Annotated in this window: 26 protein-coding genes; 19 read left to right on the top strand and 7 right to left on the bottom strand. The window is 70.5% G+C overall.

What is annotated here, in order from left to right:
- The first annotated feature begins 98 nt into the window (after positions 1-98).
- The 8 genes from hemL to CP983_RS18295 all read left to right on the top strand — a co-directional run bounded on the left by hemL (position 99) and on the right by CP983_RS18295 (position 8,328).
- Positions 99-1,433, top strand: a complete 1,335-nt coding sequence (hemL, locus tag CP983_RS18330; RefSeq protein WP_150500529.1) for a glutamate-1-semialdehyde 2,1-aminomutase — start codon at positions 99-101, stop codon at positions 1,431-1,433.
- Positions 1,430-2,143, top strand: coding sequence for a histidine phosphatase family protein (locus CP983_RS18325; protein WP_150500527.1), 714 nt, complete (start codon positions 1,430-1,432; stop codon positions 2,141-2,143). Before hemL ends, CP983_RS18325 begins: the two co-directional genes overlap by 4 nt.
- A 111-nt stretch (positions 2,144-2,254) precedes the next feature.
- Positions 2,255-3,556, top strand: coding sequence for a polysaccharide deacetylase family protein (locus CP983_RS18320; RefSeq protein ID WP_150500525.1), 1,302 nt, complete (start codon positions 2,255-2,257; stop codon positions 3,554-3,556).
- A gap of 66 nt (positions 3,557-3,622) precedes the next feature.
- Positions 3,623-4,228 (top strand): TlpA family protein disulfide reductase, encoded by a 606-nt coding sequence (locus CP983_RS18315; protein WP_107904345.1) that lies wholly within the window; start codon positions 3,623-3,625, stop codon positions 4,226-4,228.
- Between the two features lies 1 nt (position 4,229).
- Positions 4,230-5,003 (top strand): cytochrome c biogenesis CcdA family protein, encoded by a 774-nt coding sequence (locus CP983_RS18310; RefSeq protein WP_030944790.1) that lies wholly within the window; start codon positions 4,230-4,232, stop codon positions 5,001-5,003.
- Positions 5,004-5,006: 3 nt separating this feature from the next.
- Positions 5,007-6,737 (top strand): cytochrome c biogenesis protein ResB, encoded by a 1,731-nt coding sequence (gene resB / locus CP983_RS18305; protein WP_150500523.1) that lies wholly within the window; start codon positions 5,007-5,009, stop codon positions 6,735-6,737.
- A complete protein-coding gene (gene ccsB / locus CP983_RS18300) occupies positions 6,734-7,834 on the top strand; it encodes a c-type cytochrome biogenesis protein CcsB (protein ID WP_107904341.1) in 1,101 nt (366 codons plus the stop codon). Before resB ends, ccsB begins: the two co-directional genes overlap by 4 nt.
- A gap of 92 nt (positions 7,835-7,926) precedes the next feature.
- On the top strand, positions 7,927-8,328 hold the full coding sequence (locus tag CP983_RS18295; protein ID WP_107904339.1) for an SRPBCC family protein: 402 nt from the start codon (positions 7,927-7,929) through the stop codon (positions 8,326-8,328).
- Positions 8,329-8,337: 9 nt separating this feature from the next.
- Here CP983_RS18295 and CP983_RS18290 read toward each other — a convergent pair whose 3' ends face one another.
- The 3 genes from CP983_RS18290 to CP983_RS18280 all read right to left on the bottom strand — a co-directional run bounded on the left by CP983_RS18290 (position 8,338) and on the right by CP983_RS18280 (position 11,294).
- Positions 8,338-9,735, bottom strand: a complete 1,398-nt coding sequence (locus CP983_RS18290) for a condensation domain-containing protein (protein ID WP_150500521.1) — start codon at positions 9,733-9,735, stop codon at positions 8,338-8,340.
- A 121-nt stretch (positions 9,736-9,856) separates the two neighbouring features.
- Positions 9,857-10,852, bottom strand: coding sequence for an isopenicillin N synthase family dioxygenase (locus tag CP983_RS18285; RefSeq protein WP_229914947.1), 996 nt, complete (start codon positions 10,850-10,852; stop codon positions 9,857-9,859).
- Positions 10,845-11,294: a nucleoside deaminase gene (locus CP983_RS18280; RefSeq protein WP_150500519.1), complete on the bottom strand. Its 450-nt coding sequence runs from the start codon at positions 11,292-11,294 to the stop codon at positions 10,845-10,847. The genes CP983_RS18285 and CP983_RS18280 overlap by 8 nt, the downstream gene beginning before the upstream one ends.
- A gap of 297 nt (positions 11,295-11,591) precedes the next feature.
- Between CP983_RS18280 and CP983_RS18275 the strand changes: the two genes are divergently transcribed.
- Complete coding sequence (locus tag CP983_RS18275) at positions 11,592-12,113, top strand: hypothetical protein (RefSeq protein ID WP_150500517.1); 522 nt, start codon at positions 11,592-11,594, stop codon at positions 12,111-12,113.
- A gap of 25 nt (positions 12,114-12,138) precedes the next feature.
- Here CP983_RS18275 and CP983_RS18270 read toward each other — a convergent pair whose 3' ends face one another.
- Positions 12,139-12,468 carry a PLD nuclease N-terminal domain-containing protein gene (locus tag CP983_RS18270; protein WP_107904330.1) on the bottom strand — a complete coding sequence of 110 codons (330 nt, stop codon included), beginning with the start codon at positions 12,466-12,468 and terminating at the stop codon, positions 12,139-12,141.
- Positions 12,469-12,554: 86 nt separating this feature from the next.
- On the opposite strand from CP983_RS18270, the gene CP983_RS18265 reads away from it, so the two are divergent.
- Together CP983_RS18265 and mqnP are read left to right on the top strand one after the other, a co-directional pair.
- Positions 12,555-14,012, top strand: coding sequence for a menaquinone biosynthesis decarboxylase (locus tag CP983_RS18265; RefSeq protein WP_150500515.1), 1,458 nt, complete (start codon positions 12,555-12,557; stop codon positions 14,010-14,012).
- Positions 14,009-14,911 carry a menaquinone biosynthesis prenyltransferase MqnP gene (mqnP, locus tag CP983_RS18260; RefSeq protein WP_125527013.1) on the top strand — a complete coding sequence of 301 codons (903 nt, stop codon included), beginning with the start codon at positions 14,009-14,011 and terminating at the stop codon, positions 14,909-14,911. The genes CP983_RS18265 and mqnP overlap by 4 nt, the downstream gene beginning before the upstream one ends.
- A 6-nt stretch (positions 14,912-14,917) precedes the next feature.
- On the opposite strand, the gene CP983_RS18255 is transcribed toward mqnP, so the two are convergent.
- Positions 14,918-15,535: a rhomboid family intramembrane serine protease gene (locus CP983_RS18255; protein WP_229914946.1), complete on the bottom strand. Its 618-nt coding sequence runs from the start codon at positions 15,533-15,535 to the stop codon at positions 14,918-14,920.
- Between the two features lie 143 nt (positions 15,536-15,678).
- Here CP983_RS18255 and CP983_RS18250 point away from each other — a divergent pair, with 143 nt between their 5' ends.
- The 8 genes from CP983_RS18250 (at position 15,679) to CP983_RS18215 (ending at position 22,929) form a co-directional block, all read left to right on the top strand.
- The gene (locus tag CP983_RS18250; protein ID WP_373309863.1) at positions 15,679-16,311 is read left to right on the top strand and encodes a UbiX family flavin prenyltransferase; all 633 of its coding nucleotides are present in this window, start codon (positions 15,679-15,681) and stop codon (positions 16,309-16,311) included.
- Positions 16,312-16,411: 100 nt separating this feature from the next.
- Positions 16,412-16,867 carry an Lrp/AsnC family transcriptional regulator gene (locus CP983_RS18245; protein WP_030944826.1) on the top strand — a complete coding sequence of 152 codons (456 nt, stop codon included), beginning with the start codon at positions 16,412-16,414 and terminating at the stop codon, positions 16,865-16,867.
- A 47-nt stretch (positions 16,868-16,914) separates the two neighbouring features.
- Positions 16,915-18,078, top strand: coding sequence for an aminofutalosine synthase MqnE (gene mqnE, locus CP983_RS18240; RefSeq protein WP_150500513.1), 1,164 nt, complete (start codon positions 16,915-16,917; stop codon positions 18,076-18,078).
- Positions 18,079-18,125: 47 nt separating this feature from the next.
- Positions 18,126-18,662: a GNAT family N-acetyltransferase gene (locus tag CP983_RS18235; protein ID WP_150500511.1), complete on the top strand. Its 537-nt coding sequence runs from the start codon at positions 18,126-18,128 to the stop codon at positions 18,660-18,662.
- A gap of 75 nt (positions 18,663-18,737) precedes the next feature.
- Positions 18,738-19,049, top strand: a complete 312-nt coding sequence (locus CP983_RS18230) for a DUF4229 domain-containing protein (RefSeq protein ID WP_107904315.1) — start codon at positions 18,738-18,740, stop codon at positions 19,047-19,049.
- Between the two features lie 175 nt (positions 19,050-19,224).
- Complete coding sequence (locus CP983_RS18225; protein WP_107904313.1) at positions 19,225-20,871, top strand: SPFH domain-containing protein; 1,647 nt, start codon at positions 19,225-19,227, stop codon at positions 20,869-20,871.
- Complete coding sequence (locus CP983_RS18220; RefSeq protein WP_107904311.1) at positions 20,868-22,208, top strand: SPFH domain-containing protein; 1,341 nt, start codon at positions 20,868-20,870, stop codon at positions 22,206-22,208. Before CP983_RS18225 ends, CP983_RS18220 begins: the two co-directional genes overlap by 4 nt.
- A gap of 58 nt (positions 22,209-22,266) precedes the next feature.
- The gene (locus CP983_RS18215; RefSeq protein WP_107904309.1) at positions 22,267-22,929 is read left to right on the top strand and encodes a TetR/AcrR family transcriptional regulator; all 663 of its coding nucleotides are present in this window, start codon (positions 22,267-22,269) and stop codon (positions 22,927-22,929) included.
- On the opposite strand, the gene CP983_RS18210 is transcribed toward CP983_RS18215, so the two are convergent.
- Together CP983_RS18210 and CP983_RS18205 are read right to left on the bottom strand one after the other, a co-directional pair.
- Complete coding sequence (locus CP983_RS18210) at positions 22,911-23,762, bottom strand: MaoC family dehydratase (protein ID WP_150500509.1); 852 nt, start codon at positions 23,760-23,762, stop codon at positions 22,911-22,913. The genes CP983_RS18215 and CP983_RS18210 overlap by 19 nt on opposite strands.
- Positions 23,762-25,057 carry a 3-oxoacyl-ACP reductase gene (locus tag CP983_RS18205; RefSeq protein ID WP_150500507.1) on the bottom strand — a complete coding sequence of 432 codons (1,296 nt, stop codon included), beginning with the start codon at positions 25,055-25,057 and terminating at the stop codon, positions 23,762-23,764. Before CP983_RS18205 ends, CP983_RS18210 begins: the two co-directional genes overlap by 1 nt.
- Positions 25,058-25,112 lie beyond the last annotated feature (55 nt).

Here is a 25,112-nt window from a genome sequence, read left to right as displayed (position 1 = left end):
GGGCGTCGCCGACCGCTGGCCTACTCTGAGGAGGTCACTGGCAACCGGAGTCCGAGATCATCGGAGTAGGTCAGAGAAGGTCGGAGTAGTCGCAGGCCATGAGCGAAGCGCCCTCTTCAGGAACGCCCTATCCATACGATGCGCCTGCCTCGCAGGCTCTGTTCGACCGTGCGGCCGCCGTCACGCCGGGCGGCGTGAACTCCCCGGTGCGCGCCTTCCGCGCCGTGGGCGGTACGCCCCGGTTCATGGTGTCCGGCAGCGGTCCGTACCTGACCGACGCGGACGGGCGTGAGTACGTCGACCTCGTCTGCTCCTGGGGACCCATGATCCTCGGGCACTCCCACCCGGACGTGATCGCCGCCGTCCAGGACGCCGTCTCCCGCGGCACCTCCTTCGGCACGCCCGGTGAGGGCGAGGTCGCGCTCGCCGAGGAGATGGTCGACCGGATCGAGCCGCTGGAGCAGGTGCGGCTGGTCTCCAGCGGCACCGAGGCCACCATGTCGGCCATCCGGCTCGCCCGCGGGTTCACCCGGCGGACCAAGGTGATCAAGTTCGCCGGCTGCTATCACGGGCACGTCGACTCGCTGCTCGCCGCCGCCGGCTCGGGTGTGGCCACCTTCGCCCTGCCCGACACGCCCGGCGTCACCGGCGCCCAGGCCGGCGACACCATCGTGCTGCCGTACAACGACCTGGAGTCCGTGCACGAGGCCTTCCACCGGCACCCCGGCGAGATCGCCTGCGTCATCACCGAGGCCTCGCCCGGCAACATGGGCGTCGTCCCGCCGCAGCCCGGCTTCAACGAGGGGCTGCGGGACGCCTGCCACAAGAACGGCGCCCTGTACATCTCCGACGAGGTCATGACCGGCTTCCGCACCAGCCGCGCCGGCTGGTACGGCGTCGACGGGGTCAGGCCCGACCTCATGACGTTCGGCAAGGTGATGGGCGGCGGCTTCCCGGCCGCGGCCTTCGGCGGGCGCGCCGACGTGATGGCGCACCTCGCCCCGGCCGGCCCCGTGTACCAGGCGGGCACCCTGTCCGGGAACCCGGTCGCCACCGCCGCGGGCCTCGCTCAGCTGCGGCTCCTCGACGAGGCCGCCTACGCCAAGGTCGACGCGGTGTCGCGGACCGTCCAGACCCTCGTCACCGAGGCCCTCACCAAGGAAGGCGTCGCCCACCGGCTCCAGAACGCCTCCAACATGTTCTCGGTGTTCTTCACCGACCGTGAGGTCCGCAACTACGAGGACGCCAAGCGGCAGGAATCCTTCCGCTTCACCGCCTTCTTCCACTCGATGCTGGCGCGGGGCGTCTATCTGCCGCCCTCGTCCTTCGAGTCCTGGTTCGTGTCCACGGCACACGACGAGCAGGCGGTCCAGCGCATCGCCGACGCCCTTCCGGCGGCGGCCCGAGCGGCGGCGGAGGCCACGGCGGAATGAGCGACGACATCAACAAGGACGACATCATCAAGAACGACAGTGACGTCACCGTCGTCCACCTGATGCGGCACGGCGAGGTGGCCAACCCGGACGGGATCCTCTACGGCCGGCTTCCGGGCTACCACCTCTCCGAGCTCGGCCGGCAGATGGCCGACCGGGTCGCCGAGCACCTCGCCCCCCGTGACGTCACCCATGTGTGCGCCTCCCCGCTGGAGCGGGCGCAGGAGACGGCGACGCCGATCGCCAAGGCGCACGGGCTCGACCTCGCGACCGACGAGCGGCTCATCGAGGCCGGCAACGTCTTCCAGGGCAAGACCTTCGGCGTCGGCGACGGCGCGCTGAAGAAGCCCGCGAACTGGAAGCACCTGGTCAACCCGTTCCGGCCGTCCTGGGGCGAGCCGTACGTCGACCAGGTCGTGCGCATGATGGGCGCGCTGGACGCCGCCAAGGACGCCGCCCGCGGGCACGAGGCCGTGCTGGTCAGCCATCAGCTGCCGATCTGGATCGTGCGCAGCTATGTCGAGCGGCGCCGGCTGTGGCACGACCCGCGCAAGCGGCAGTGCACCCTCGCGTCCCTGACGACCTTCACGTACCAGGGCGACAAGATCGTGTCCGTCGGCTACACCGAGCCCGCCATCGATCTCGTGCCCGCCCATCTCCGCGCCGGCGCCCAGCCGGTGAAGGGGAAGGACAAGGCTTTCGGCGCTTAAGACGCCTTTGTGACATTTGTTTCGAATCCTCCGTGATCTGGAGGAACCTCCTCGTTCGTCGTGCCCTCTGACTGGGTGACCACCAGGGCAAGCACGACGGACGGGGCAGCAATGCGCAACTTCAGCCGAAGGGGAGCCATCGGACTCGGTGCCGGAGCGGCCGCCGGCCTCGGACTCGCGGGGTGCGGCACCCTCACCTCGTCAGACGGTTCGAACGGGTCATCGGGTTCCGGGGACGGCTCGGCAAACAAGCCGGGCGCCCAGACCGACCGCGCCCGCCCCATAGGCGACGGCTCCACCTCCTTCACCGGCAAGCAGCCGAACCAGCCCGCCAAGCCGGAGCCGCTGGAGCCGGGCCAGGAGCCGCCGCAGTTCGTCATCTTCTCCTGGGACGGCGCCGGCGAGGTCGGCAACGGTCTCTTCCCGCGCTTCCTCGACCTCGCCAAGGAGCACGAGGCGCACATGACCTTCTTCCTCTCGGGGCTGTATCTGCTGCCCGAGAGCAAGAAGCGGCTCTACGACCCGCCGAACAACCCGCGCGGCGCCTCCGACATCGGCTACCTCACCGACGACCACATCAAGCAGACGCTGAAGGGCGTGCGGCGCGCCTGGCTCGAAGGCCATGAGATAGGCACGCACTTCAACGGCCACTTCTGCGGCGGCACCGGCACCGTCGGCAACTGGACCCCGAAGCAGTGGCGCAGCGAGATAGACCAGGCCAAGTCCTTCGTCAAGGAGTGGCGGACGAACTCCGGGTGGACCGATCTGCCCTCGCTGCCCTTCGACTACGACAAGGAGCTCGTCGGCGGCCGCACCCCCTGCCTCCTCGGCCAGGACAACCTGCTGCCCACCGCCAAGGAGCTGGGCTGGCGCTACGACGCCTCCTCGCCCGGCGGCCGTCAGGTGTGGCCGGACAAGAAGCAGGGACTGTGGGACCTGCCGTTGCAGCAGATACCTTTCCCCGGCCGCAGCTTCGAGGTCCTGTCGATGGACTACAACATGCTGGCCAACCAGTCGGTCAACTCGACGAACGCGCCGAGCCACAACTACCCGGCCTGGCGCGAGCAGTCGGCGCAGGCGTACATCCAGGGCTTCAAGCGGGCATTCGAGTCGAACCGGGCGCCCTTCTTCATAGGTAACCACTTCGAGCAGTGGAACGGCGGCATCTACATGGACGCCGTCGAGGAGGCCCTGAAGCACATCGCGCGGGAGAAGGAGAAGGGTGCGGACGTCCGACTCGTCTCCTTCCGGCAGTTCGTGGACTGGATGGACGTACAGAAGCCGGACATTCTCGACAAGTTGCGCACTCTGGAAGTCGGGCAGCAGCCCGCCGGGGGCTGGAAGTCCTTCCTGGAGGCCGACTCCACCGGCTCTTCCGCGGACTCCTCCGCGGACACCCAAAACGCTGCCTGAAATGCGGTTTTGTGTCCGGGAGGGGGGTGCGCAAGATCCCCGGAACGGACATGCGAAACTTTTCACATGAGTGCCGCCCGTCGCGCCCGTAGCCGTACCGCCCTGCTCGCCACCACCGGCGCCGCCACAGCCGCGCTGGTCCTGTCCGCGTGCACTTCGGGCGGTACGTCCGGTGGCGGCGGCGACACCAACTTCGTCACCGGCAACAACGGCATCGACACCGTCGCCCAGGGCAAGCGCGCCGCCGCGCCCGCCCTCTCCGGCGAGACCATCGACGGCAAGCAGCTCGACACCGGCTCCTACAAGGGCAAGGTCCTCGTCATCAACGTCTGGGGATCGTGGTGCCCGCCCTGCCGGGCCGAGGCGAAGAACTTCCAGACCGTCTACGAGGACGTCAAGGACCAGGGCGTCGAGTTCGTCGGCATCAACACCCGGGACACCAGCACCACCCCGGCGAAGGCCTTCGAGAAGGAGTTCGGGGTCACCTACCCGAGCCTGTACGACCCCACGGGCAAGCAGATGCTCCGCTTCAAGAAGGGCACGCTCAACCCGCAGGCGATCCCCTCCACGCTGGTCATCGACCGGGAGGGAAAGATCGCCGCGCGGGCGCTGATGCCACTGGGCGAGGACACCCTGCGCAGCATGATCAAGCCCGTCCTCGCGGAGAAGTGACGTGAGCGCACTGTCCACGCTCGCCGAGGGCGCGACCTACAACGGCACCGTCATGCACGGCGCCCTGCTCCTCGCGCTGCCGATCGCCGTGCTCGGCGGCCTCGTCTCCTTCTTCTCCCCGTGCGTCCTGCCGCTCGTCCCCGGCTACCTCTCGTACGTCACCGGAGTCAGCGGCACCGACCTGGCCGAGGCCCGGCGCTGGCGGATGGTCGCCGGGGCCTCCCTGTTCGTGCTCGGCTTCACCGTCGTGTTCGTCTCCGGCGGGGCCCTGTTCGGCTACTGGGGCTCGACCCTCCAGGAGAACAAGGACCTCCTGACGAAGATCCTCGGCGTCCTGATGATCCTGATGGGCGTCTTCTTCATGGGCCTGATGCCCTGGCTGACCCAGCGGGAGTTCCGCTTCCACACCAGGCCCGCCACCGGACTCGCCGGCGCCCCCCTGCTCGGCGCCTTCTTCGGCATCGGCTGGACGCCCTGCATCGGCCCGACCCTGTCCTCCGTGCAGACGCTCGCCATCAACGAGGCCAGCGCCGGACGCGGCGCCCTGCTGACCGTCGCCTACTGCCTCGGTCTGGGCATTCCGTTCGTCGTCACTGCCGTAGCCTTCCGCAAGGCGCTCGGCGCCTTCGCCTGGATCAAGCGTCACTACGCCTGGGTCATGCGCGTCGGCGGCACCATGATGATCGTGACCGGAGTGCTGCTGCTGACCGGCGCGTGGGACCGCATCGTGCAGGAGATGCAGGTCTGGTCCAACGGCTTCACTGTGGGGATCTGATCGATGAGCGAGACGAAGACCAGCGCACCCGACAGCACGCCGGCCGCGGGCGACGAGGACCTGGGCGCCGCCGGCTCCCAGCTCTCCACCGCCCCCGCCGAGGACGCCCCCAACCTGCCCTCGCTCGGTGTCATCGGCTGGGCCCGCTGGTTCTGGCGGCAGCTCACCTCGATGCGGGTCGCACTGCTGCTGCTCCTGCTGCTGTCGCTCGGCGCGATCCCCGGCTCCCTCATCCCGCAGACCGGCATCGACGAGACGAAGGTCGCCGAGTTCCGCAAGGCGCACGAGACGCTCGCCCCGATCTACGACAAGCTCGGCCTCTTCAACGTCTACAGCTCGGTGTGGTTCTCCGCGATCTACATCCTGCTGTTCGTCTCCCTCATCGGCTGCATCGTCCCGCGCACCTGGCAGTTCGTCGGCCAGCTGCGCGGCCGGCCGCCGGGCGCCCCCAAGCGGCTGACCCGGCTGCCCGCCTACACCACCTGGCGCACCGACGCCGAGCCCGAGCAGGTCCGCGAGGCCGCGCTCGCCCTGCTGAAGAAGCGGCGCTTCCGCGCCCACCTCACCGGTGACGCCGTCGCCGCCGAGAAGGGCTATCTGCGCGAGGTCGGCAACCTCGCCTTCCACATCGCGCTGATCGTGATGCTGACCGCCTTCGCCTGGGGCCAGCTGTTCAAGTCCGAGGGCAACAAGCTGGTCGTCGAGGGCGACGGGTTCTCCAACACCCTCACCCAGTACGACGACTTCAAGTCCGGCAGCCTCTTCACCCAGGACGACCTGGACCCGTTCAGCTTCAACCTGAAGAACTTCACCGGCACCTACGAGGCGTCCGGCCCCAACAAGGGCACCCCGCGGATCTACAAGGCCGACATCAGCTACAGCGTCGGCGCCGACGGCAAGGACGAGAAGACCACCATCAAGGTCAACGAGCCGCTGGAGATCGGCGACTCGAAGGTCTACCTCGTCAGCCACGGCTACGCCCCCGTCATCACGATCCGCGACGGCAAGGGCAACATCGTCTACCGCGACGCCGTGCCGCTGCTGCCCCTCGACGGCAACGTCACCTCCACCGGTGCGATCAAGGTCATGGACGGCTACCGCAACGCCAAGGGCGAGCGGGAGCAGCTCGGCTTCCAGGCCTTCTTCCTGCCCACCTACGTCAAGGGCAACGAGCTGGCCTCGCAGTTCCCCGCGCTGCTGAACCCGGTGATCAACCTGGAGGCGTACCACGGCGACCTCGGGGTCGACGCGGGCATCCCGCAGAGCGTGTACCAGCTCAACAAGAAGAACCTGAAGGGCTTCAAGGACGCCAAGGGCGCCCAGGTCCGGGAGAACCTCAAGCCCGGCGAGTCCATGAAGCTCCCGAACGGCGCGGGCACGGTCACCTTCGAGAAGGAGATCAAGGAGTGGGCCGGCTTCCAGGTCGCCCGCCAGCCCGGCAGCGGCTGGGCGCTCGCCGGTTCCCTCGCCGCGATCTTCGGCCTCGCCGCCTCCCTGTTCATCCAGCGCCGCCGCGTGTGGGTGCGGGCCGCCACCGGCAGTGACGGCGTCACGGTCGTCGAGATGGCCGGCCTCGGCCGCAGCGAGTCCGCCAAGGTGCCCGAGGAGCTCGGCGACCTCGCCGGGATCCTCTACGAGCAGGCGCCGGGCGCACCCGATGCCGAAGACGACCCCGCAGAATCCGAAGCTTCCCCCGACCCCCAAGTCGTACCTGCCGAAGGGGCTGAGAAGTGACTCTCGCCGCCGCAACCGATCTGGCCGCCGCCACCAACGAGAACCTCGCCAGCATCAGCAACACGCTGATCTACTCGTCGATGGCCGTCTACACCCTGGCCTTCTTCGCGTACATCGCCGAATGGCTCCTCGGCAGCCGCAGCAAGGTCGGCCGCACGGCCGCCGCGCTCACCCCGGCCAAGGCCGCCAAGGCCGCGGCGCCCGCCGTCACCGTGAAGAAGGGCGGCTCGACCGCCGTACTGGAGCGGCCGAAGGTCGTCGTGCGGGCCACGGCCGGACAGCGGGACGTCCCGGACGGGCCCGGCGCACACGGCGGGGACGAGCAGGGCGACCTCTACGGGCGTATCGCCATCTCCCTCACCGTGCTGGCCTTCCTGGTCGAGTTCGGCGGTGTGCTCACGCGGGCCCTGTCGGTGCAGCGGGCGCCGTGGGGCAACATGTACGAGTTCAACATCACCTTCTCCACCGTCGCCGTCGGTGTGTACCTGGGGCTGCTCGCGCTGAAGAAGAACGTGCGCTGGCTCGGGCTCTTCCTGATCACCACGGTCCTCCTCGATCTCGGCCTCGCCGTCACTGTCTTGTACACCGCCAGTGACCAGTTGGTTCCCGCCCTTCACTCGTACTGGCTGTACATCCACGTCTCCACGGCGATCTTCTGCGGTGCGGTGTTCTACGTCGGTGCGATGTCCACGCTGCTCTACCTCTTCAAGGACAGCTACGAGAACAAGCTGGCGAGCGGCGGCAAGCCGGGCCGCTTCGCGAACTCCGTCCTGGACCGGCTGCCCGCCTCGGCGTCCCTGGACAAGTTCTCCTACCGCGTCAACGCCGCCGTCTTCCCGCTGTGGACGTTCACGATCATCGCGGGCGCCATCTGGGCGGGCGACGCCTGGGGCCGCTACTGGGGCTGGGACCCCAAGGAGACCTGGTCCTTCATCACCTGGGTCGCCTACGCCTGCTACCTGCACGCCCGCGCCACGGCCGGCTGGAAGGGCCGCAAGGCCGCCTACCTGGCCCTCATCGCCTTCGGCTGCTGGCTGTTCAACTACTACGGCGTCAACATCTTCGTCTCCGGCAAGCACTCCTACGCGGGCGTGTAGGCCCCGGACAAGAACGACCTGGACGTGGTCGATCGCGCAGGTCAGCGGCCGTAACGGGTGCACTTCGGGCCCGCCGGGGTCAGGCTGGTGTCATGACCGGTTCGATAGAGCAGGGCATCAGCCAGACCCACGGGAACACCCACATCCTGCACTTCCTGGTGCGGCTTCCCCGGCCCATGGACGCGGTCTGGCCGAGCCTCGCCACCCCGGAGGGGCTCACGTCCTGGTGCACTCCGGTCGACGCCCTCGAACCGCGCCTCGGCGGCGAGGTCGACCTGCGCGACTTCGGCAGCGGGCAGATCACCGCCTGGGACGTGGACCGCGTCGCCGAGTACACGGTGGAGGGCGGCCGGATCCGGTTCCACCTGGAACGGGACGGCGAGTCGGGCGCCGCCCTCCGCTTCACCCACGAGTTCCAGGGCGAGGCGGAGACGGAGCAGCGCTGGCGGGCCCGCTTCGAGCTGCTGATCGCGGGGCTGGAGGACGGCTCCTGAAGGGCCGCCCTAGGCCTGGCGGACGGTCGAGGCGATGACGTCCCGCAGCCGCTCCACGTACAGCCGCATGTTCTTCTGCGCCACGTCGGTGTCCGGGTAGCGGCCGGCGAACCACAGGCCCTCGTGCAGCCGGGTGACCCAGGCACACACCTGGTCGCCGTACGACACCCTGATCAGCCCGTACGCCTTCTGCTCGGTCCACTGCCCGGAGCCGGCGATGCCGCGGGTGTCGACGTAGGAGACGATCGAGTACAGGTCGGGCGAGGTGGGGCGGAAGTCCGTGCCGAGCAGGTGCAGCACCCGGGCGAGCGGCATGCGGGCCAGATGCCGGGCGGCGTGCAGCGCGTCGCGGACCGTGCGCAGGGCGCTGGGCAGGTCGTACGCCTGCTCGACCGGGATCTCGATGGGCGCGCCGCCGACGTACCAGCCCACCGAGTCGGTCCAGCGGGACTTCACCCGGGTGTGGAACGGCACGACGGTGCGGTAGACCGGCTGTCCGCCGAGGTCGTGGACGATGAGAGCGGTGGCGGCCAGGACACCGACCGAACTCCCGCCGTACGGGCGGCAGTACGCCTCGAACGCGGCGGCCGTGTCCGGGTCGGTGAGCTCCTCGCGCAGCAGCTTCTGGGTGGGCAGGCCGGCCTCGGGGTCGAGACCGAGGTCGACGGGGAAGTTCGGCAGCCGGCCGTCGCAGCGGCGGATGAACTCCCGCCAGCGGGCGACGATCTCGTGGCGGTCGTCGATCCGGTCGGCGTCCGTGCGCTCGATCTCGCAGAAGTCGACGTAGCTGCTGGCCGGCGCCGACTGCGGGGACGTGCCCGCGAGCCGTGCCGTGTACAGCTCGTGGAGCTCGGCGGGGATGCGGTGGATGGACTGGGCGTCGACATTGCTGTGGTCGAAGGCCATGTACACGCTGGTGGAGTCGTCCCGGACGACGGCCGTGTAGATGAAGTTGGGCCAGCGCAGCGCGTCCGCCGTGACGTCGAAGCGGTCCTGGAGCCGGCGGACCAGGTCGTCGGGGTCGGTGAAGTCGCCGACCACCGTGCGGTGCAGGGAGACGTCGTCGGCGTCGAGCGTGAACCGGCGCATCTCGTCGCCGGCCGCGCCGGACCAGCGGAAGCCGCTGCGCAGCGTCTCGTGCCGGAGCGTCCAGTCGCGCAGCGCCTCCTGAAGCGCGTCGAGGTCGGCCCGGCCCGGCATGTCGAAGGCCGTGCCGAGCCAGGTCGGTACGAACAGTCCGCCGTCCCGCACGGACTGGGCGGTCCTGATGTGCGACTCCTGGATGTACGCCGGGGGCCGTGAGTCCTCCGGCAGGTCCGCCGCCGCCGCGACACTCGCCGGACTGAACGTCCATTCGACGAGTCGTCCGGGCCGGACCTCGCAGCGCTGGATGTCAGTCATTCGCACGGGCGGCTCCATTCGCGGCGGGGGACACACCCGAAAGGGTGGTATCCCGCCCAACGAGGCAACCCTTTCTCGGAAACGGTCCGGCGAACAGACGGGCCGACCGGCCGGATCGTCGTTCTGATCAGCCGGTTCGGTCGACGGTGATCGAGTCCAGCTGCCGGCGCAGATACACGTGCGAGTCGACCGGCGGGTGCGCCACCCGGCCCACCGGGGCGGGCACGGACTCGACGATCGTGCCCGGAGTGCACTCCCCGAAGTACACGAGCGACATCAGCTCCTCGGCGGGCGCGTCCGCGGGCGGCGGCAGCACCCGGTGCCGCCCCGACCGCCACCGGTCCCCGGTCCAACGGGCCATCAGATCGCCGATGTTGATGGTGAACGCGGCCGGGTCGTAGGGCGCGTCCTCCCAGCCGCCGTCGTCCGTGTAGACCTGAAGGCCGCCCTTGCCCGCCTGCCGGTCGAGGATCGTCACCGTCCCGAAGTCGGTGTGCGGCCCGATGCGGAACTGGCCCGGCTCCGGCTCCCCGAGGACCTCCCTGCCCGGGTACCAGTTGATGTTGAAGCCGTACGTCGGGTGGTCCATGTGCCGGGTGAAGAAGTCGGGTTCGAGGCCGAGGGCCTCGCCGAGCAGGGCGAGGAGCCGGTTCTCCAGCTCGCCCATGCGCGCGAGGTACTCCTCGACCAGCGGCCGCAGTTCGGGCACCTCGCCGGGCCAGACGTTCGGCGCGTACCACTCGGCGTTGACCACCGGGTCCTCGAAGGGCTCGTGCGTGGCGAAGCTCAGCGACTCCTTCAGGTCCGGCGGGGTCTCGGTGCCCTCCGAGTAGCCGTTGGCCTCCGCGCCCGGCCCGAGCCAGCCGCGTCCGCCGACCTTCACCTCGTACGCCTGCTTGGCCTCGGCGTCGAGCGTGAAGAAGGCGCGCGCGGCGGTGCGGATCCGGGCGCGCAGGGACGGGTCCACGCCGTGCCCGGTGACCAGCAGGAACCCTGCGGTCCGCAGGGCCTCGTCGACGGTGCGGGCGATGGCCCCGCGGGCCTCGGCGTCACCGTTCAGCCAGGGCCGCAGGTCGACGGTCGGAATGCGGGGGGTGCCGGGGTTACGGCGTCGGTCAATCACCGATGTCCTCGTTCCACAGGTCGGGATGGTGCTCGATGAAGGCACGCATCAGGTCGAGGCACTCGGGGTCGTCGAGCAGCACGATCTCCACACCATGCCCGGCCAGCCAGTCCTGTCCGCCCCGGAACGTGACCGCCTCGCCGATCACCACCCGGGAGATGCCGAACTGCCGGACCAGGCCCGAGCAGTACCAGCAGGGGGAGAGGGTGGTCACCATGGTCGTGCCGCGGTACGACCGCTGCCGCCCCGCCGCCCGGAACGCCGCCGTCTCCGCGTGCATGGACGGGTCGCCGTCCTGCACCCTGCGGTTGTGGCCGCGCCCCAGCAGCGTTCCGTCGGGCCCGTACAGCGCGGCTCCGATGGGGATGCCGCCCTCGCCGAGCCCGGCGCGTGCCTCCGCGAGCGCGGTGGCCAGCCACTCGCGTGCCTCCGACTGATCCATGCCCTCACTCTCCAGCGGCGGACCCGCGCAGGCAACGGCGGGAAGGGGCGAGCGGGATCGACTGCGGAGCGTGCCCCGGCTCTCGCTGTTGCGGGGGGCGAGGCGGGTCACCCGTTCCAGGGTGCGCGGGGTGTCGTCCTCGGCGGACAGCCGCCCCACCCGCGCGGCGGGCGCCTCGCCGCGCGCTTCCGGGCCTCCGCGTTGCCCCGCCCCGGTAATTCGGTGGCGTGCGACGGCCGGCCGGTGTTGTGTGGCCGGGCCCGGTGATCACCAGGAACGCCGGGGTGGGGAGGGTCGATGGTGTGGTGGGAGCGGGCTTGGCGGATCGCCGAGCTGCGGCAGCGGGGGGATGTGCTGGCGGCGTTCGTGGCCGCCTGCGGCGAAGGGGAACGGGCGCGGCGGGCGCGGGAGTTGGCGTCCGGGGTGTGCGGGCTCGCGTACGCCGGGGGCGACCTCGATGCGGCCGAGGACGCCGTACGGACGCTGGAGGAGTGGGCGGACGACCTCGGGGACCATCCGTACCGTCCCGGCGGGTCCCGCCCGGACGCGGCGGACCGGCTGACGCGCGACCACTTCAAGGACGTGCTGCGCGAGGCCCTGACGGTCCCGGCCCGCGACTGGATGTCGGCCACCCGGCTCTCCCTGGACGTCCACTACCAGGCCCTGTGCCGGGCGCGCGGCCTGGACCGCCGGACACGCGAGGACGCCTTCTACGTCTACGGGCGCGGCACGATGGCCCTCGACCTCGGCCATCGCCGGGCCGCCGAACGCGAGGCGGCGCGGCTGCGGCGGCTCAGGGAGACCTGCGTCAAGCAGTGACGCCGGCCTCTTCGGCCGGGCCCGGTCAGGGCTCGTCGCGCTTCTTCTTGTCGTCGTCCTCGTCCGCCGACTTGTCCTCGTCGCCCAGGGACTTCAGGAACTCGGGGTTGTCGTCGGGCGCGACCCACTGCTGACGCCCGCGGTCCCGTACGCCGGACCAGCCCTCCGCGGCCGGGCTGCGCTTCTTGCCCGCGATCAGCCAGGAGATCGAGCCGACCAGCGGGAACACCAGCACGAGGATCGCCCACAGCGGCTTGGGCATGTGGCGGATGTCGTCCTCCTTCGTGCTGATGCAGTCGATGAACGCGTACACGCTCAGCGCCAGTGGCACGAGGAACATCAGCACCCGGAGCATGGGCCCTCTCAGCGAAACGGTCGGCGGACCGGGGGCACGGCCCCCGGGGTAAGGGCCAGGGTAGCCGCTCGGGGATACTTGACCCCATGGCTTACGACGATCTTCGTTCCCTGCTCAGGGCGCTGGAGCGCGAGGGCGACCTCAAGCGTGTGAAGGCTGAGGTCGATCCGTATCTGGAGGTCGGGGAGATCGTCGACCGGGTCCAGAAGTCCGGCGGTCCCGCCTTGCTCTTCGAGAACGTGAAGGGCTCCTCGATGCCCCTCGCGATGAACGTCTTCGGCACCGACCGGCGGCTGCTGAAAGCCCTGGGACTGAAGTCCTACGGCGACATCTCCGACAAGATCGGCGGGCTGCTGAAGCCCGAGCTGCCGCACGGCTTCGTCGGTGTCCGCGAGGCCTTCGGGAAACTCGGCGCGATGACGCACGTGCCGCCGAAGAAGGTGAAGTCCGACAGCGCGCCGGTGCAGGAGGTCGTGCTGCACGGCGACGAGGTCGACCTCGACCGGCTGCCGGCGCTGTTCACCTGGCCCAAGGACGGCGGCTCCTTCTTCAACCTGGGGCTCACCCACACCAAGGACCCGGAGTCCGGCGTCCGCAACCTCGGTCTGTACCGCCTCCAGCGCCACGACAAGCGCACGATCGGCATGCACTGGCAGATCCACAAGGACAGCCGCAACCACTACCAGGTCGCGGCGCGCAGGGGAGAACGGCTGCCGGTCGCGATCGCCTTCGGCTGCCCGCCGGCGGTGACGTACGCCTCGACCGCCCCGCTGCCCGGTGACATCGACGAGTACCTGTTCGCCGGCTTCGTCGCGGGCAAGCGGATCGAGATGGTCGACTGCAAGACCGTCCCGCTCCAGGTCCCCGCGCAGGCCGAGGTCGTGCTGGAGGGGTGGCTTGAGCCGGGGGAGATGCTGCCGGAGGGCCCCTTCGGCGACCACACCGGCTTCTACACCCCGCAGGAGCCCTTCCCGGCCCTGAAGATCGACTGCGTGACGATGCGCCGCCGGCCCCTGCTCCAGTCGATCGTCGTGGGCCGGCCTCCGACGGAGGACGGGCCCCTGGGGCGTGCGACGGAACGCTTCTTCCTGCCGCTGCTGAAGATCATCGTCCCGGACATCGTGGACTACCACCTGCCGGAGTCCGGCGGTTTCCACAACTGCGCGATCGTCTCGATCGACAAGAAGTACCCCAAGCACGCCCAGAAGACGATGCACGCGATCTGGGGCGCGCACATGATGTCCCTGACCAAGCTGATCGTCGTCGTCGACTCCGACTGCGACGTGCACGATCTGCACGAGGTCTCCTGGCGGGCCCTCGGCAACACCGACTACGCCCGCGACCTCACCGTCGTCGAAGGTCCCGTCGACCATCTCGACCACGCCTCCTACCAGCAGTTCTGGGGCGGCAAGGCGGGCATCGACGCGACGAGGAAGTGGCCCGAGGAGGGCTACACCCGCGACGGCGGCTGGCCCGACATGGTCGAGTCCGACCCGGAGACGGCGGCGAAGGTCGACCGCCGCTGGAAGGAGTACGGCCTGTGAGCAGCGCCTCCGCCGCGATTCCGCAGCCAGGACGCACGAAGGCGTTCCTCCGCCTCGTCATGATCGAGCACTCGGTGTTCGCGCTGCCGTTCGCGTACATCGCCGCGCTCAGCGCGATGTTCCAGTGGGACAGGAACATCCACTGGGGCCGGCTGCTGCTGGTGACGATCTGCATGGTGGGCCTGCGGACCTTCGCGATGGCCGTGAACCGGATCATCGACCGCGAGATCGACGCCCGCAATCCGCGCACCGCGCAGCGCGAGCTGGTCACGGGCGCGATGTCGGTACGGCACGCCTGGACCGGCGCCCTGATCGCCCTGGTGATCTTCCTGGGCTCGGCCGCCCTGCTGAACCCGCTGTGCCTGGCCCTCGCCCCCATCGCGGTGATCCCGATGGTGGTCTACCCCTACGGCAAGCGGTTCACGAACTTCCCCCAGGCCATCCTCGGCCTCGCCCAGGCGATGGGCCCGGTCGGCGGCTGGCTGGCCGTCACCGGCACCTGGTCCTGGGACGCGGTGATCCTCGGCCTCGCCGTCGGCATCTGGATCGGCGGCTTCGACCTGATCTACGCCTGCCAGGACGTCGAGACCGACCGCGAGATCGGCGTCATGTCGGTCCCGGCCCGCTTCGGCATCCCCGCGGCGATCTGGGGCGCGCGGGTCTGCCACGCCGTCACCACGGCCCTGTTCGCCTGGTACGCGCTCGCCACCGACGCGGGCGCCTTCTTCTGGCTGGGCCTGCTGATCGTGGCCGGCGCCTTCGTGTACGAGCACTCGATCGTCCGCCCCCATGACCTGTCCCGCCTGAACAGGGCGTTCTTCAGCGTCAACGGGTTCATCGGGATCGCCCTGTTCGTGTGCGCGCTGCTGGATCTGCTGGTGCGCGGGCTCACCGTCTGACGGGGCCTAGACCGCGAGTTCCCCACGGGGGACGGGGTCGCGGCGGCGGAACACGAACGCCGCCGCGACGCCCGCCACCAGCCCCACCAGATGCCCCTGCCAGCTCACGCCGGACTGGGTCGGGGCGAAGCCCGCCAGGATCGAGCCGCCCCAGACCGCGGCCACCAGCAGTCCGGCCAGAACGCCGAGCGGACGCCGCTCGACGAACCCGGTGACCAACAGGAAGCCGAAGAGGCCGAAGATCAGGCCCGAGGCGCCCGCGGTGTTGGTGCCGGACGGGGATATCAGCCACACGCCCAGCCCGTCCGCGACGACGATCAGCGCACAGACCGCGGCGAACCGGCGGATGCCGCCGAGCGCCGCGAGGAACCCGAGGACCAGCAGCGGCACGCTGTTCGCGGCGACATGGGCGAAGCCGAAGTGGATGAAGGCGGCCGGGACGACGTCCACCAGCTCCGACGGGGTGCGCGGGACGATGCCGAAGCCGTCCAGCGCGTGTCCGCTGATCACGTCGGCCACTTCCAGCAGCCACAGCAGCGCCACCCAGCCCGCCATCAGCTTGGCCGCGGTCAGCGCCCGGTCACTCCGCGACACCTCGCGCCGCGCGTCCCACATGTCCGGCATGGCAACCCCCACTGCCCAACTCGTCCCCAAACGGGAACGCCTGGCACCCCTTGGTCGGTTCCCACCCCGCCACGCCGGATAGGCTCGGTGTCGTGAACCCAGTCAAGCCAGGAGAGACGGCGCGTACGCCTTGGATCGTAGGGGTGTCCGGCGCTTCCGGCACCCCATACGCCGCCGCCGTGCTCCGCGCGCTCCTCGCCGCCGGGGAAAGCGTCGACCTGGTCGTCAGCCGGGCGTCGCGGCTCACCCTCCTCGACGAGACGGGGATCTCGTTCCGGGACGGCCACTGGCAGGACGACCTGCGGGAATGGCTCGCGCGGGGCGCCGACGGCAAGCCCGGGACCTTCGAGGCGGACATCGCGGACGTCCGGTACTGGAACGCCGGGGACCTCGCCGCCGGGCCGTCCTCGGGGTCGTACGCCACCAAGGGCATGCTGATCGTGCCCGCCTCCACCGCCTGCGTCGCCGGAGTCGCGCTCGGGCTGTCCAAGGACCTGTTGCAGCGGGCGGCCAGCGTGACCCTGAAGGAGGGGCGCGAGCTCGTCGTCGCCGTACGGGAGACGCCCCTGAACGGGCAGACGCTGCGCCACCTGGTGACACTGGACGACGCGGGCGCGACCGTCGTGCCCGCCTCGCCCGCCTTCTACGCCGGGGCCACGCACATCCAGGACCTGGTGGACTTCGTCGCCGGACGCGTCCTGGACGCGGCGGGTGTCGAGCACCGCCTCTACCGCCGCTGGAAGGGCGAACTGGGCGGCGGCGCCCGTTCCACCTGACCGGCACGCGACCGCATCACGCGGCAGCACCGGAACTCATCACTTCAAGGCTCAGTTCAGCAAGTACGTCAGACCTCTTCAGCGGAAGGCTTTCAATCGCATGGACGCGGTGGACAGGCAGCTCATCCAGGCCCTGAGGGAGAACGGCCGGGCCTCCTACGCGGAGCTGGGGCGCCTCGTCGGACTGTCGGGGCCCAGCGTCACCGACCGCATCAACCGGCTGGAGGCGGCCGGGGTCATCACCGGCTACCGCGCCACCGTGGACGCCGCCTCGCTCGGTCTCGGCGTCACCGCACTGATCGGCATCTCGCTGTCCGACGCCACCGACCACGAGGACGTGGCGAACCGCCTGCGGGACCTGGGCGAGATCGAGGACTGCTGGTTCATCGCCGGCGACGACTCCTACATGCTCAAGGTGCGCGCGGCCGACGTGGACGGTCTCGAGAAGATCATCCGGCGGCTCAGCGGCACCACGGGCGTCTCCCGGACCCGTACCACCATCGTGCTGTCCACGAAGTGGGAGAACCGGGTGGGTGAGCTGCCGGAAGAGGTCTAGGGGGCTGGGCGTACGGTTGACGGAGTCTGATCGAGAGAGGTGCACGCATGGATGTCGGGCTCAAGCGCGAGCTGGAGGAGAAGGTCCGTTCCGGTGAGCGGCTGTCCCGCGAGGACGGCATCGCGCTGTACGAGTCGGACGACCTGGCGTGGCTCGGCGGCCTCGCCCACGAGGTGCGCACGCGCAAGAACGGCGACGTGGTCCACTTCAACGTCAACCGCCACCTCAACATGACCAACGTCTGCACGGCCTCCTGCGCCTACTGCTCCTTCCAGCGCAAGCCGGGCGAGAAGGACGCGTACACGATGCGCATCGAGGAGGCCGTGAAGCTGGCCAAGTCGATGGAGGCGGAGAACCTCACGGAACTCCACATCGTCAACGGCCTGCACCCCAACCTGCCGTGGCGCTACTACCCGCGCTCGCTGCGGGAGCTGAAGGCGGCCCTGCCGAACGTCTCCCTGAAGGCGTTCACCGCCACGGAGATCCACCACTTCGAGACGATCAGCGGGCTGTCCGCCTCCGAGATCCTCGACGAGCTCATCGACGCCGGCCTGGAGTCCCTGACCGGCGGCGGCGCGGAGATCTTCGACTGGGAGGTCCGTCAGCACATCGTGGACCACCGCACCCACTGGGAGGACTGGTCCCGCATCCACCGCCTGGCGCACGAGAAGGGCCTCAGGACGCCCTCCACCATGCTCTACGGCCACATCGAGGAGCCGCGCCACCGCGTCGACCACGTCCTGCGCCTGCGTGAGCTCCAGGACGAGACGAACGGCTTCCAGGTCTTCATCCCGCTGCGCTACCAGCACGACTTCGTCGACATGAAGGACGGCAAGGTACGCAACCGGCTCCAGGCCCGCACCCAGATGGCCACCGGCGCCGAGGCCCTGAAGACCTTCGCGGTCTCCCGGCTGCTCTTCGACAACGTCCCGCACGTGAAGGTCTTCTGGGTCATGCACGGCGTGCAGACCGCCCAACTGGCCCTCCAGCACGGCGCCGACGACATGGACGGCTCGGTCGTCGAGTACAAGATCACCCACGACGCGGACAACTTCGGCACCCCGAACAAGCTGACCCGCGAGGACCTCCTGGACCTGATCCGGGACGCCGGCTTCCGCCCGGTGGAGCGCAACACGCGCTACGAGATCATCCGCGAGTACGACGGCCCGGACCCGGAGCGCCGCGAGTCCCCGCAGCCGATGCGGGTCTGAGCCGCCGGCCCGGAAGGGGCGAGGCGTGTAAGGGATACGATTCCGTCGTGTCCCTTACTTTCACGCTCGACCCCGCCGTCACCCCCGACCTGCGTGACGGCATCCTCGACATGTGGACCGACGTCTCCAACAGGGGCGGGGCCGTCGGGTTCGTGCCGCCCGTGACGCGCGAGGACATCCGGCCCGAGCTGGTGCGGCACTTCGTGGCGATGGCGGAGGGACGCTGCCGGCTGCTGGTCGGGCACGACGAGGCGGGCGAGGTCGCCGCGACCGCGTTCTTCACCTTCAACACGCACCGGCTGATGGCCCACTGGGTGTGGCTGTACACGGTGATGGTGCACCCCCGGCACCAGGGCAAGGGCTACGGCCGCGAGCTGCTGAGCGCCGCCGAGGGGTCGGCCCGCACCTTCGACGGCATCGACGCGATCCGCCTCACCTGCCGGGGCGGCCTCGGCCTGGAGCGCTTCTACGGCTCCTGCGGCTACAAGGAGGTCGGCCGGATCCCGGACGCCATCCGGGTCGCGCCGGGCGACGACCGGGACGACGTGATCATGCTGCTGCCGCTCGGCCGGGCAGCCGTCTGACCCCCCTGCAAGATCGGCACCACGCCGTGCTTCACTGGGCAGTGGCCCTTTTTGGATTCGGAAGAGTGGATTGAGATGCTCCGCTACACACTGATGCGCCTCGGGATCTTCGTGGGCTGCCTCGTGGTCGTCTCGGGGCTCGTCTACTCCGGCCTCGCCCCGCGCGGCCTCGGCGACTCCAACGGCATGTGGGTCGTCCTGCTCGCCCTGGTGCTCTCGGCCCCGATCAGCTTCGTGGTCCTGCGCAAGGAGCGTGACCGCGCCTCCGTCGGGATCGTCCAGCGCGTCGACCGCATGAAGGCCAACCTGGAGGCGAACCGCAGCCAGGAGGACGACGCGGTCGACGAGGCCGCCCGCGCGCAGGGGCAGACTTCCCAGGCCTCGTAGAACCGTCGTACGGCCGCTTCCGGATCCCGGCAGTGAATACCCGCCGGTAGCTGCGGGAGCGACCCCTTTACCCTTGTCCGGATCATGATGTGGGATGGCTGGAACCACATCGGGCCGACCGGTGTATCAGCAGTAGGACCCGCATTCGACGGGCATCGGAACACAAGGGGGAACCGTGGCGCGAGCGCGCGCGAAACAGGGCGCACGACGTGTTGCCGAGGCCGTGGCCTCCGGCACCGATCCGCGGACGGCCGCGCAGGAGGAACTGCGGCGGCAGACCGGCGGACGAGGAACACAGGGCGCCGGCGGCTATGACGCCCAGGGCCAGGGCATCGACCCGGCCGACTTCCCGGCGGCACGGGAACAGGGCGGCTCCACCGCCACGGTGATGCGGCAGAAGACGGTGCCGCTGGACGAGGCCGGGGAGGCGCTCGGCCGCAGCGAGCAGGTCCGCGAGGGCACCGAGACGGTGCACGCCATCTGCCCGATGGTGATTCCCAAGGGCCGCTCGATCATCTCCATGCTGCCGGTGCTGATGCTGTTCCTGCTGGGTGTGGCCGGCGCGGGCATCGTGGGGGCGTCCGGCGCCGACGTGCTGACCAACCCCCTGTTCGGCGTGCACTACTGGGTCATCTCACTGCTCGCCGTCGCCTTCGTGTGGTGGCGCCAGGGCATGGTCATGGTGCCCGACGGCTGCCAGGCGATGATCACCCGCTTCGGCAAGCTGGAGAAGGTCGTCGGACCGGGCCGGATCGTGCTGCTGAGCCCGTGGAAGCGGGTGTCGTACATCGTCAACACCACGATCGAGTACCCGTTCAACGCGCCGGTGCGCGAGGCGCCCACCCGGGGCGGTGTGAAGGGCTCCATCGACCTGTTCATCCAGTTCCGGATCAGCGACCCCACCGAGTTCGTCTACACCCTGGGCGCGGTGCGCGGCTTCGAGGAGAAGCTCAGCAACGCGGTCAGCGAGACGATCCGCAGCCTGATCTACGAACAGGAGGCCGCCGGCATCTACGACATGGTCGGCGAGGACACCGGCCGCCTCCTCGAGCAGCTCAACCAGCAGTTCCGCCCGGCCGTCGAGCTGACCAACGCCAACATCACCCACGCCGAACCCTCCGACCAGCGCTACCGCATGGACCTGGCGGCGCCCGAGATGGTGCGCGTGGCCAAGGAGGCGTACACCCACGAGTACGCCCTCCAGCTCCGCAAGGAGCAGGACGAGGGCGACCTCACCCGCGAACTCGCCTCCAGCCAGGAGACGCTCTCCGCGATCCAGGCCGACATCGCCCAGTACCAGGCGCAGATGGACACGGCCGTGGAGCGCGAGACGAACCGCGCCGAGGCACTCGCCCGGCAGCGCTACGTCCAGGCCGAGTCGGAGGCGAAGGCCAACGCGGCCCTCCTCGAGGCGCAGGCCCTCGACATCCGCGCGGTGACCGCGGCCGAGGCGCCGGAGATCCTGGAGTACCGCTACCAGCAGCAGGTGCTGGACACCCTGGAGCAGGTCGCCGACCACCTGCCGCGACTGGTGCGCATCGGCGGCACGACCGACGGCGGCGTCGCCGGCATCGACTTCCTGGAACTGGCCCGCGAGTTGGTCGGCGAACGCGGCACGGAGCTGTTCACCGACGAGGACATGGCCGCCGTACGGGCACGTCTCGGGGAGGTGTCCGAGCGGATCGCCGCGCGCGAGGCGGAGATCGGCGCGCTGCTGGCGGCCGAGCGGCCGACGGTGCCGCAGGTTCCCGACCAGCCCGCACCGGCCGACGCAGACGCCGGCGACGACAGCTCCGACGCCGCCGAGGAGGCCACCCGATGAGCACCGCCCGTTCCCAGCGCAGGTCGGTCATCTCCGAGAAGGTCGCCCCGTGGGCCGACATCGCGCGGCTGCTGCGCGGCGGCGAGGCCGACACCCTGATCCCGGTGATCATCCCCCGCCACCGGCGCCGCCTGTGGTGGATGCTGCCCCTGTGGCTCGGCGTGTACGCCCTGTTCATGGGCGTGATGCTGTCCCTGAAGGAGGCGGACGCCGAGTCCGCCGCCGGGGACCTCGCCTACGGCACCCTCGCCGCCCTGTCCTACACCGGCGGCGCCGTGCTGCTGCTGATCGGCGCGCTGTGGTGGTGGCGCTCCTCGATCGTGGAGATCGAGCAGGGCACCAACGGCGTGCTGACCCGCTACGGCGCCGTCGTGCGCACCCTGGACGCCGGCCGGCACTACCTGTGGCACCCGTGGTCCCGGGTCGACTTCGTCGTCGACACGGCCACCGAGATCCCGTACTCCGCACCGGTGATGGCCTGCCCGACGCAGGAGAACGTGCCGCTGCGCTCGATCGAGTTCTTCCTGAAGTTCCGCATCACGGACGCCGTGCTGTTCGTACGCACCATCGGCGCCGGCAACTTCGACCTGGTGCTCTCCAGCGCCGTGCAGGACGCCATCCGTCAGCGCGCCCGCAAGATGCGCACCGAGCGGGCCTACGACCTGCGCGGCTCGGACGTCGCCGACATGCAGGAACTGCTCAACCGCCAGCTGTCCGGCTACGGCGTGCGCATCACCGGCTCCAACATCCCGGACGTGCAGCTGCCGACGCAGTACCAGCAGCACCTGGCCACCCGGGAGCGGGTCGCCAAGGAGCGCACGGCCTACGACCAGGAGTGGGGCCTGATCCGCAAGCGCCGGATCGACCAGCTGGGCATGGACATCGAGCGGGCCAAGAAGGTGCGCGACGCCCGGATCGTCGAGGTCAAGGCGGCGCTGAACCGGGCCCGCGAGGAGGTCGCCCAGCTGCTGGAGGAGCAGGAGACCAACGCCCAGCGGGTGCGGTTCGAGATCGAGACGCGGGGCCGCAGCGGTCTGATCGCCGCCGAGAACGAGGCCCGCGCCCAGCGCGCCCTCGCCAAGGCCTACCGCGACAACCGAGCCGTCCTCCAGTACGAACTGGCCCGGCGCCGCCTGGAGGTGGGCGCGAAGCTCGCCGGCCGGGCACCGCAGCCGGTGGTGGTGCGCACCGACGGCACCGGCGCCGACACCTCGGCCCTGTCCACCCTGCTCACCGCGCAGTTGCTGCCCCGGCTGACGGCTCTGCCGGCCGTCGACGGGCAGGCGCTGACGGACCGGATGACACGGTTCGCGGACGGGCTGGGCGGCGAGGAGTAGGGCAGGCGTTCACGGCGGGCCGGGTGGGATCTCCCTCCCGGCCCGTACGCTAACGGCCATGGGTGCCGTGAAGACCAAACGGATGCCGCGGGCCGTCCGTGAGCAGCAGATGCTGGATGCCGCAGTGCGGACCTTCGGCAGGCGCGGGTACATGGCCGCGTCGATGGACGAGATAGCCGAACTGGCGGGCGTCTCCAAGCCGTTGGTCTATCTGTACCTGAACTCCAAGGAAGACCTCTTCACCGCCTGCATCCGGCGCGAGGCCGCCGCGCTGGTCGCGGCCGTGCGTGGCGGTGTGCGGACCGAGCTGCCCGCCGACCGCCAGCTCTGGGACGGACTGCGGGCGTTCTTCACCCACACCTCGCACTACCCGGACGCCTGGTCCGTGCTGCACCTCCAGGCCCGCACCCACGGCGAGCCGTTCGCGACCGAGGTCGCCGCGATGCGCGCGGAGATCGTCGACTTCGTGACGCAGCTGATCCTGGTGGCGGCCCGCGAGGCCCACCGTGATCCGGACCTCCCGGCGAGCGAGGTCGCCGGGATCGCCGAAGCCCTGGTGGGGGCCGCGGAGTCGCTCGCCGACTGGGCCAACACCACGCCTGGCGTCAGCGCGCGGCAGGCGGCGGCCACGCTCATGAACTTCGCGTGGGCCGGCCTGGCCAACCTCATGGACGGCCGGCCCTGGACACCGCCGGAGGCAGCTCACGAGGTGAGCGGATAGACCTCCCCGGTCAGGTGGACGCGGTCGTCCCCGCCGCGCAGCTCGAACCGCCCGTCCTCCGCGGCGTACGTCACCGTCCCGGGCAGCAGCACCGGCGCCCGGAAGTCGGCCCGTACCCGCACCGCGTCCGGTGTGCCGTGGGCGGCGAGGCAGCGGGCCACCGTCCACATGCCGTGCGCGATGGCGCGCGGGAAGCCGAACAGCCGGGCGGTGAGGGCGTGCAGGTGGATGGGGTTGCGGTCACCGGAGGCGGCGCCGTAGCGGCGTCCGACGTCCCCGGCGATGCGCCACTCGGCGACCGCCGGGAGCGGCTTCGGCTCCTCGGCCGGCCGGGTCTGAGCACCGGCGTCCGGGCCGTTCGTGCGGTGCCGGGCGAGATATCTGCTCGTCGACTCCCACACGACGTCCTCGCCCGACCGCACCTCGGTGACCACCACGGCCTCCGTGCCCCGGCGGTGCTCCGCCAGCCGGTCGACGTGCACGCCGATCTCGTACGCGCCGGTCGCGGGCATCGCCGTGTGCCGGGTGACCTCGATGGAGGTGTGGACGAGCCCCAGCAGCGGCAGCGGGAAGGCCCGCTCGCTCATCAGCCGCATGGCCAGCGGGAAGCCCAGGACGTGCGGATAGGTGAGGGGCAGCGCGTCGGCGCCGGTCGCGAAGCCGCACACCCGCTCGTACGCCGCCAGCCGCGCCAGGTCGACGCGCGCGCCGGGCAGCACGAGCCGGGTGCGGGGGAACTCCGCGTCGGGACGCGGCCGTTTGAACGCGGAGAGCACCGCGCCCCGGGCGAGCAGGGCCGGAAGCGAGGGGGCGCCCGTCAGCACGGTCGTCATCAGGCCCCCAGCAGGCTCTGGCCGCACACCCGGACGACCTGGCCGTTGACCGCACCCGACGCGGGATGCGCGAGCCAGGCGGTCGTCTCGGCGACGTCGGCAGGCAGCCCGCCCTGCGCGAGGGAGTTCATGCGCCGGCCCGCCTCCCGGATGAACAGGGGGATCGCGGCGGTCATCTTCGTCTCGATGAAGCCGGGCGCGACCGCGTTCACGGTCACCCCGTGCTCGGCGAGCGCCCGCGGTGCCAGGGAGCGGACCAGACCGACCACGCCCGCCTTGCTCGCGCCGTAGTTGGTCTGCCCGGCGTTCCCCGCCAGCCCCGCGATGGAGGCCGTCGCCACGATCCGGCCGCCCTCGCGCAGCGTCCCGCCCGCCAGCAGCGCGTCCGTCGTGCGCAGCACGCTCACGAGGTTCACGTCGAGCACCGAACTCCAGCGCTCGGCGGGCATGTTGACCAGCCGCCGGTCGCGGGTGATGCCGGCGTTGTGGACGAGGACGTCCAGCCCGTCGGGCAGCGCGGCCGCGATCCGCGCCCCGGCGTCGTCGGCGGTGATGTCCAGCGCGAGCGCGGTGCCGCCGAGCCGGTCGGCCACTCGTCGCGCGTCCTGCTCGGCCTGCGGCACGTCCAGTACGACGACCCGGGCGCCGTCCCTGGCCAGCGTCTCGGCGACCGCCTCGCCGATGCCGCGCGCGGCGCCGGTGACCAGGGCGGTGCGGCCGGTGAGGGGACGCTCGGGGTCCGCGGGGACGGTGACGTCCTGCGGGCCGACCTCGACGACCTGGCCGCTGACGTAGGCCGACTTGGGGGAGAGGAGGAAGCCGAGGGTCGACGCGGCGGCGGGCGCGTCCGTCAGCCGGACCAGGTTCACGGTCCTGCCGCGCCCGATCTCCTTGCCGAGCGAGCGCGTGAAGCCCTCCAGGGCCTGCTGGGTGGCGGCCTGGTGATGGTCGGCGGGGTCGAGGGGCGCGCCGAGGACGACGATCCGGCCGCTCTGCGCCACCGACCGCACGACCGGATGCAGGGCCGCGTGCACCTCGGCGAGCGTCTCGACGTCCCGCACTCCAGTGGCGTCCAGCAGGACGGCAACCGGGTGCTCGGAGGAGTCCGTCAGGCCGAGGCCCGTCGCGGCGAGGTCGAGGTCCGACTTGCCGGCCGTCAGGAGCAGCCGGTCGCCCTGGAGCGCGGGCCGCTCGGGCGAGAAGCGTTTCAGCGACGCGGGCTGGGGCAGCCCCAGGCGGCGTGTGAGAAAGCGGCCGGGTGCGGTGCCGGTGAAGCTCAGATAGCGGTCGGCCATGTGCGACTCCCAGTGCGCTCCGGAACTGACTCTGGAGTAAGGTTACCGGAGGTAA

This window comes from Streptomyces chartreusis, assembly GCF_008704715.1.
Classification (GTDB): Bacteria; Actinomycetota; Actinomycetes; order Streptomycetales; family Streptomycetaceae; genus Streptomyces; species Streptomyces chartreusis.
The sequence above is the reverse complement of the archived record's forward strand: the minus strand, read 5'-3'. Positions and strand labels throughout refer to the sequence as shown.

What these genes read in the sequence shown, in the direction of transcription:
- CP983_RS18265 (WP_150500515.1), top strand. Translation starts at nt 12,555, where the DNA reads ATGGCTTACGACGATCTTCGTTCCCTGCTCAGGGCGCTGGAGCGCGAG.
- CP983_RS18280 (WP_150500519.1), bottom strand. Translation starts at nt 11,294, where the DNA reads ATGGATCAGTCGGAGGCACGCGAGTGGCTGGCCACCGCGCTCGCGGAG.
- CP983_RS18210 (WP_150500509.1), bottom strand. Translation starts at nt 23,762, where the DNA reads ATGACGACCGTGCTGACGGGCGCCCCCTCGCTTCCGGCCCTGCTCGCC.
- CP983_RS18320 (WP_150500525.1), top strand. Translation starts at nt 2,255, where the DNA reads ATGCGCAACTTCAGCCGAAGGGGAGCCATCGGACTCGGTGCCGGAGCG.
- CP983_RS18325 (WP_150500527.1), top strand. Translation starts at nt 1,430, where the DNA reads ATGAGCGACGACATCAACAAGGACGACATCATCAAGAACGACAGTGAC.
- CP983_RS18275 (WP_150500517.1), top strand. Translation starts at nt 11,592, where the DNA reads ATGGTGTGGTGGGAGCGGGCTTGGCGGATCGCCGAGCTGCGGCAGCGG.
- CP983_RS18220 (WP_107904311.1), top strand. Translation starts at nt 20,868, where the DNA reads ATGAGCACCGCCCGTTCCCAGCGCAGGTCGGTCATCTCCGAGAAGGTC.
- resB (WP_150500523.1), top strand. Translation starts at nt 5,007, where the DNA reads ATGAGCGAGACGAAGACCAGCGCACCCGACAGCACGCCGGCCGCGGGC.
- CP983_RS18205 (WP_150500507.1), bottom strand. Translation starts at nt 25,057, where the DNA reads ATGGCCGACCGCTATCTGAGCTTCACCGGCACCGCACCCGGCCGCTTT.
- mqnE (WP_150500513.1), top strand. Translation starts at nt 16,915, where the DNA reads ATGGATGTCGGGCTCAAGCGCGAGCTGGAGGAGAAGGTCCGTTCCGGT.
- CP983_RS18295 (WP_107904339.1), top strand. Translation starts at nt 7,927, where the DNA reads ATGACCGGTTCGATAGAGCAGGGCATCAGCCAGACCCACGGGAACACC.
- CP983_RS18230 (WP_107904315.1), top strand. Translation starts at nt 18,738, where the DNA reads ATGCTCCGCTACACACTGATGCGCCTCGGGATCTTCGTGGGCTGCCTC.
- CP983_RS18315 (WP_107904345.1), top strand. Translation starts at nt 3,623, where the DNA reads ATGAGTGCCGCCCGTCGCGCCCGTAGCCGTACCGCCCTGCTCGCCACC.
- CP983_RS18255 (WP_229914946.1), bottom strand. Translation starts at nt 15,535, where the DNA reads ATGCCGGACATGTGGGACGCGCGGCGCGAGGTGTCGCGGAGTGACCGG.
- CP983_RS18270 (WP_107904330.1), bottom strand. Translation starts at nt 12,468, where the DNA reads ATGCTCCGGGTGCTGATGTTCCTCGTGCCACTGGCGCTGAGCGTGTAC.
- hemL (WP_150500529.1), top strand. Translation starts at nt 99, where the DNA reads ATGAGCGAAGCGCCCTCTTCAGGAACGCCCTATCCATACGATGCGCCT.
- CP983_RS18245 (WP_030944826.1), top strand. Translation starts at nt 16,412, where the DNA reads ATGGACGCGGTGGACAGGCAGCTCATCCAGGCCCTGAGGGAGAACGGC.
- CP983_RS18215 (WP_107904309.1), top strand. Translation starts at nt 22,267, where the DNA reads ATGGGTGCCGTGAAGACCAAACGGATGCCGCGGGCCGTCCGTGAGCAG.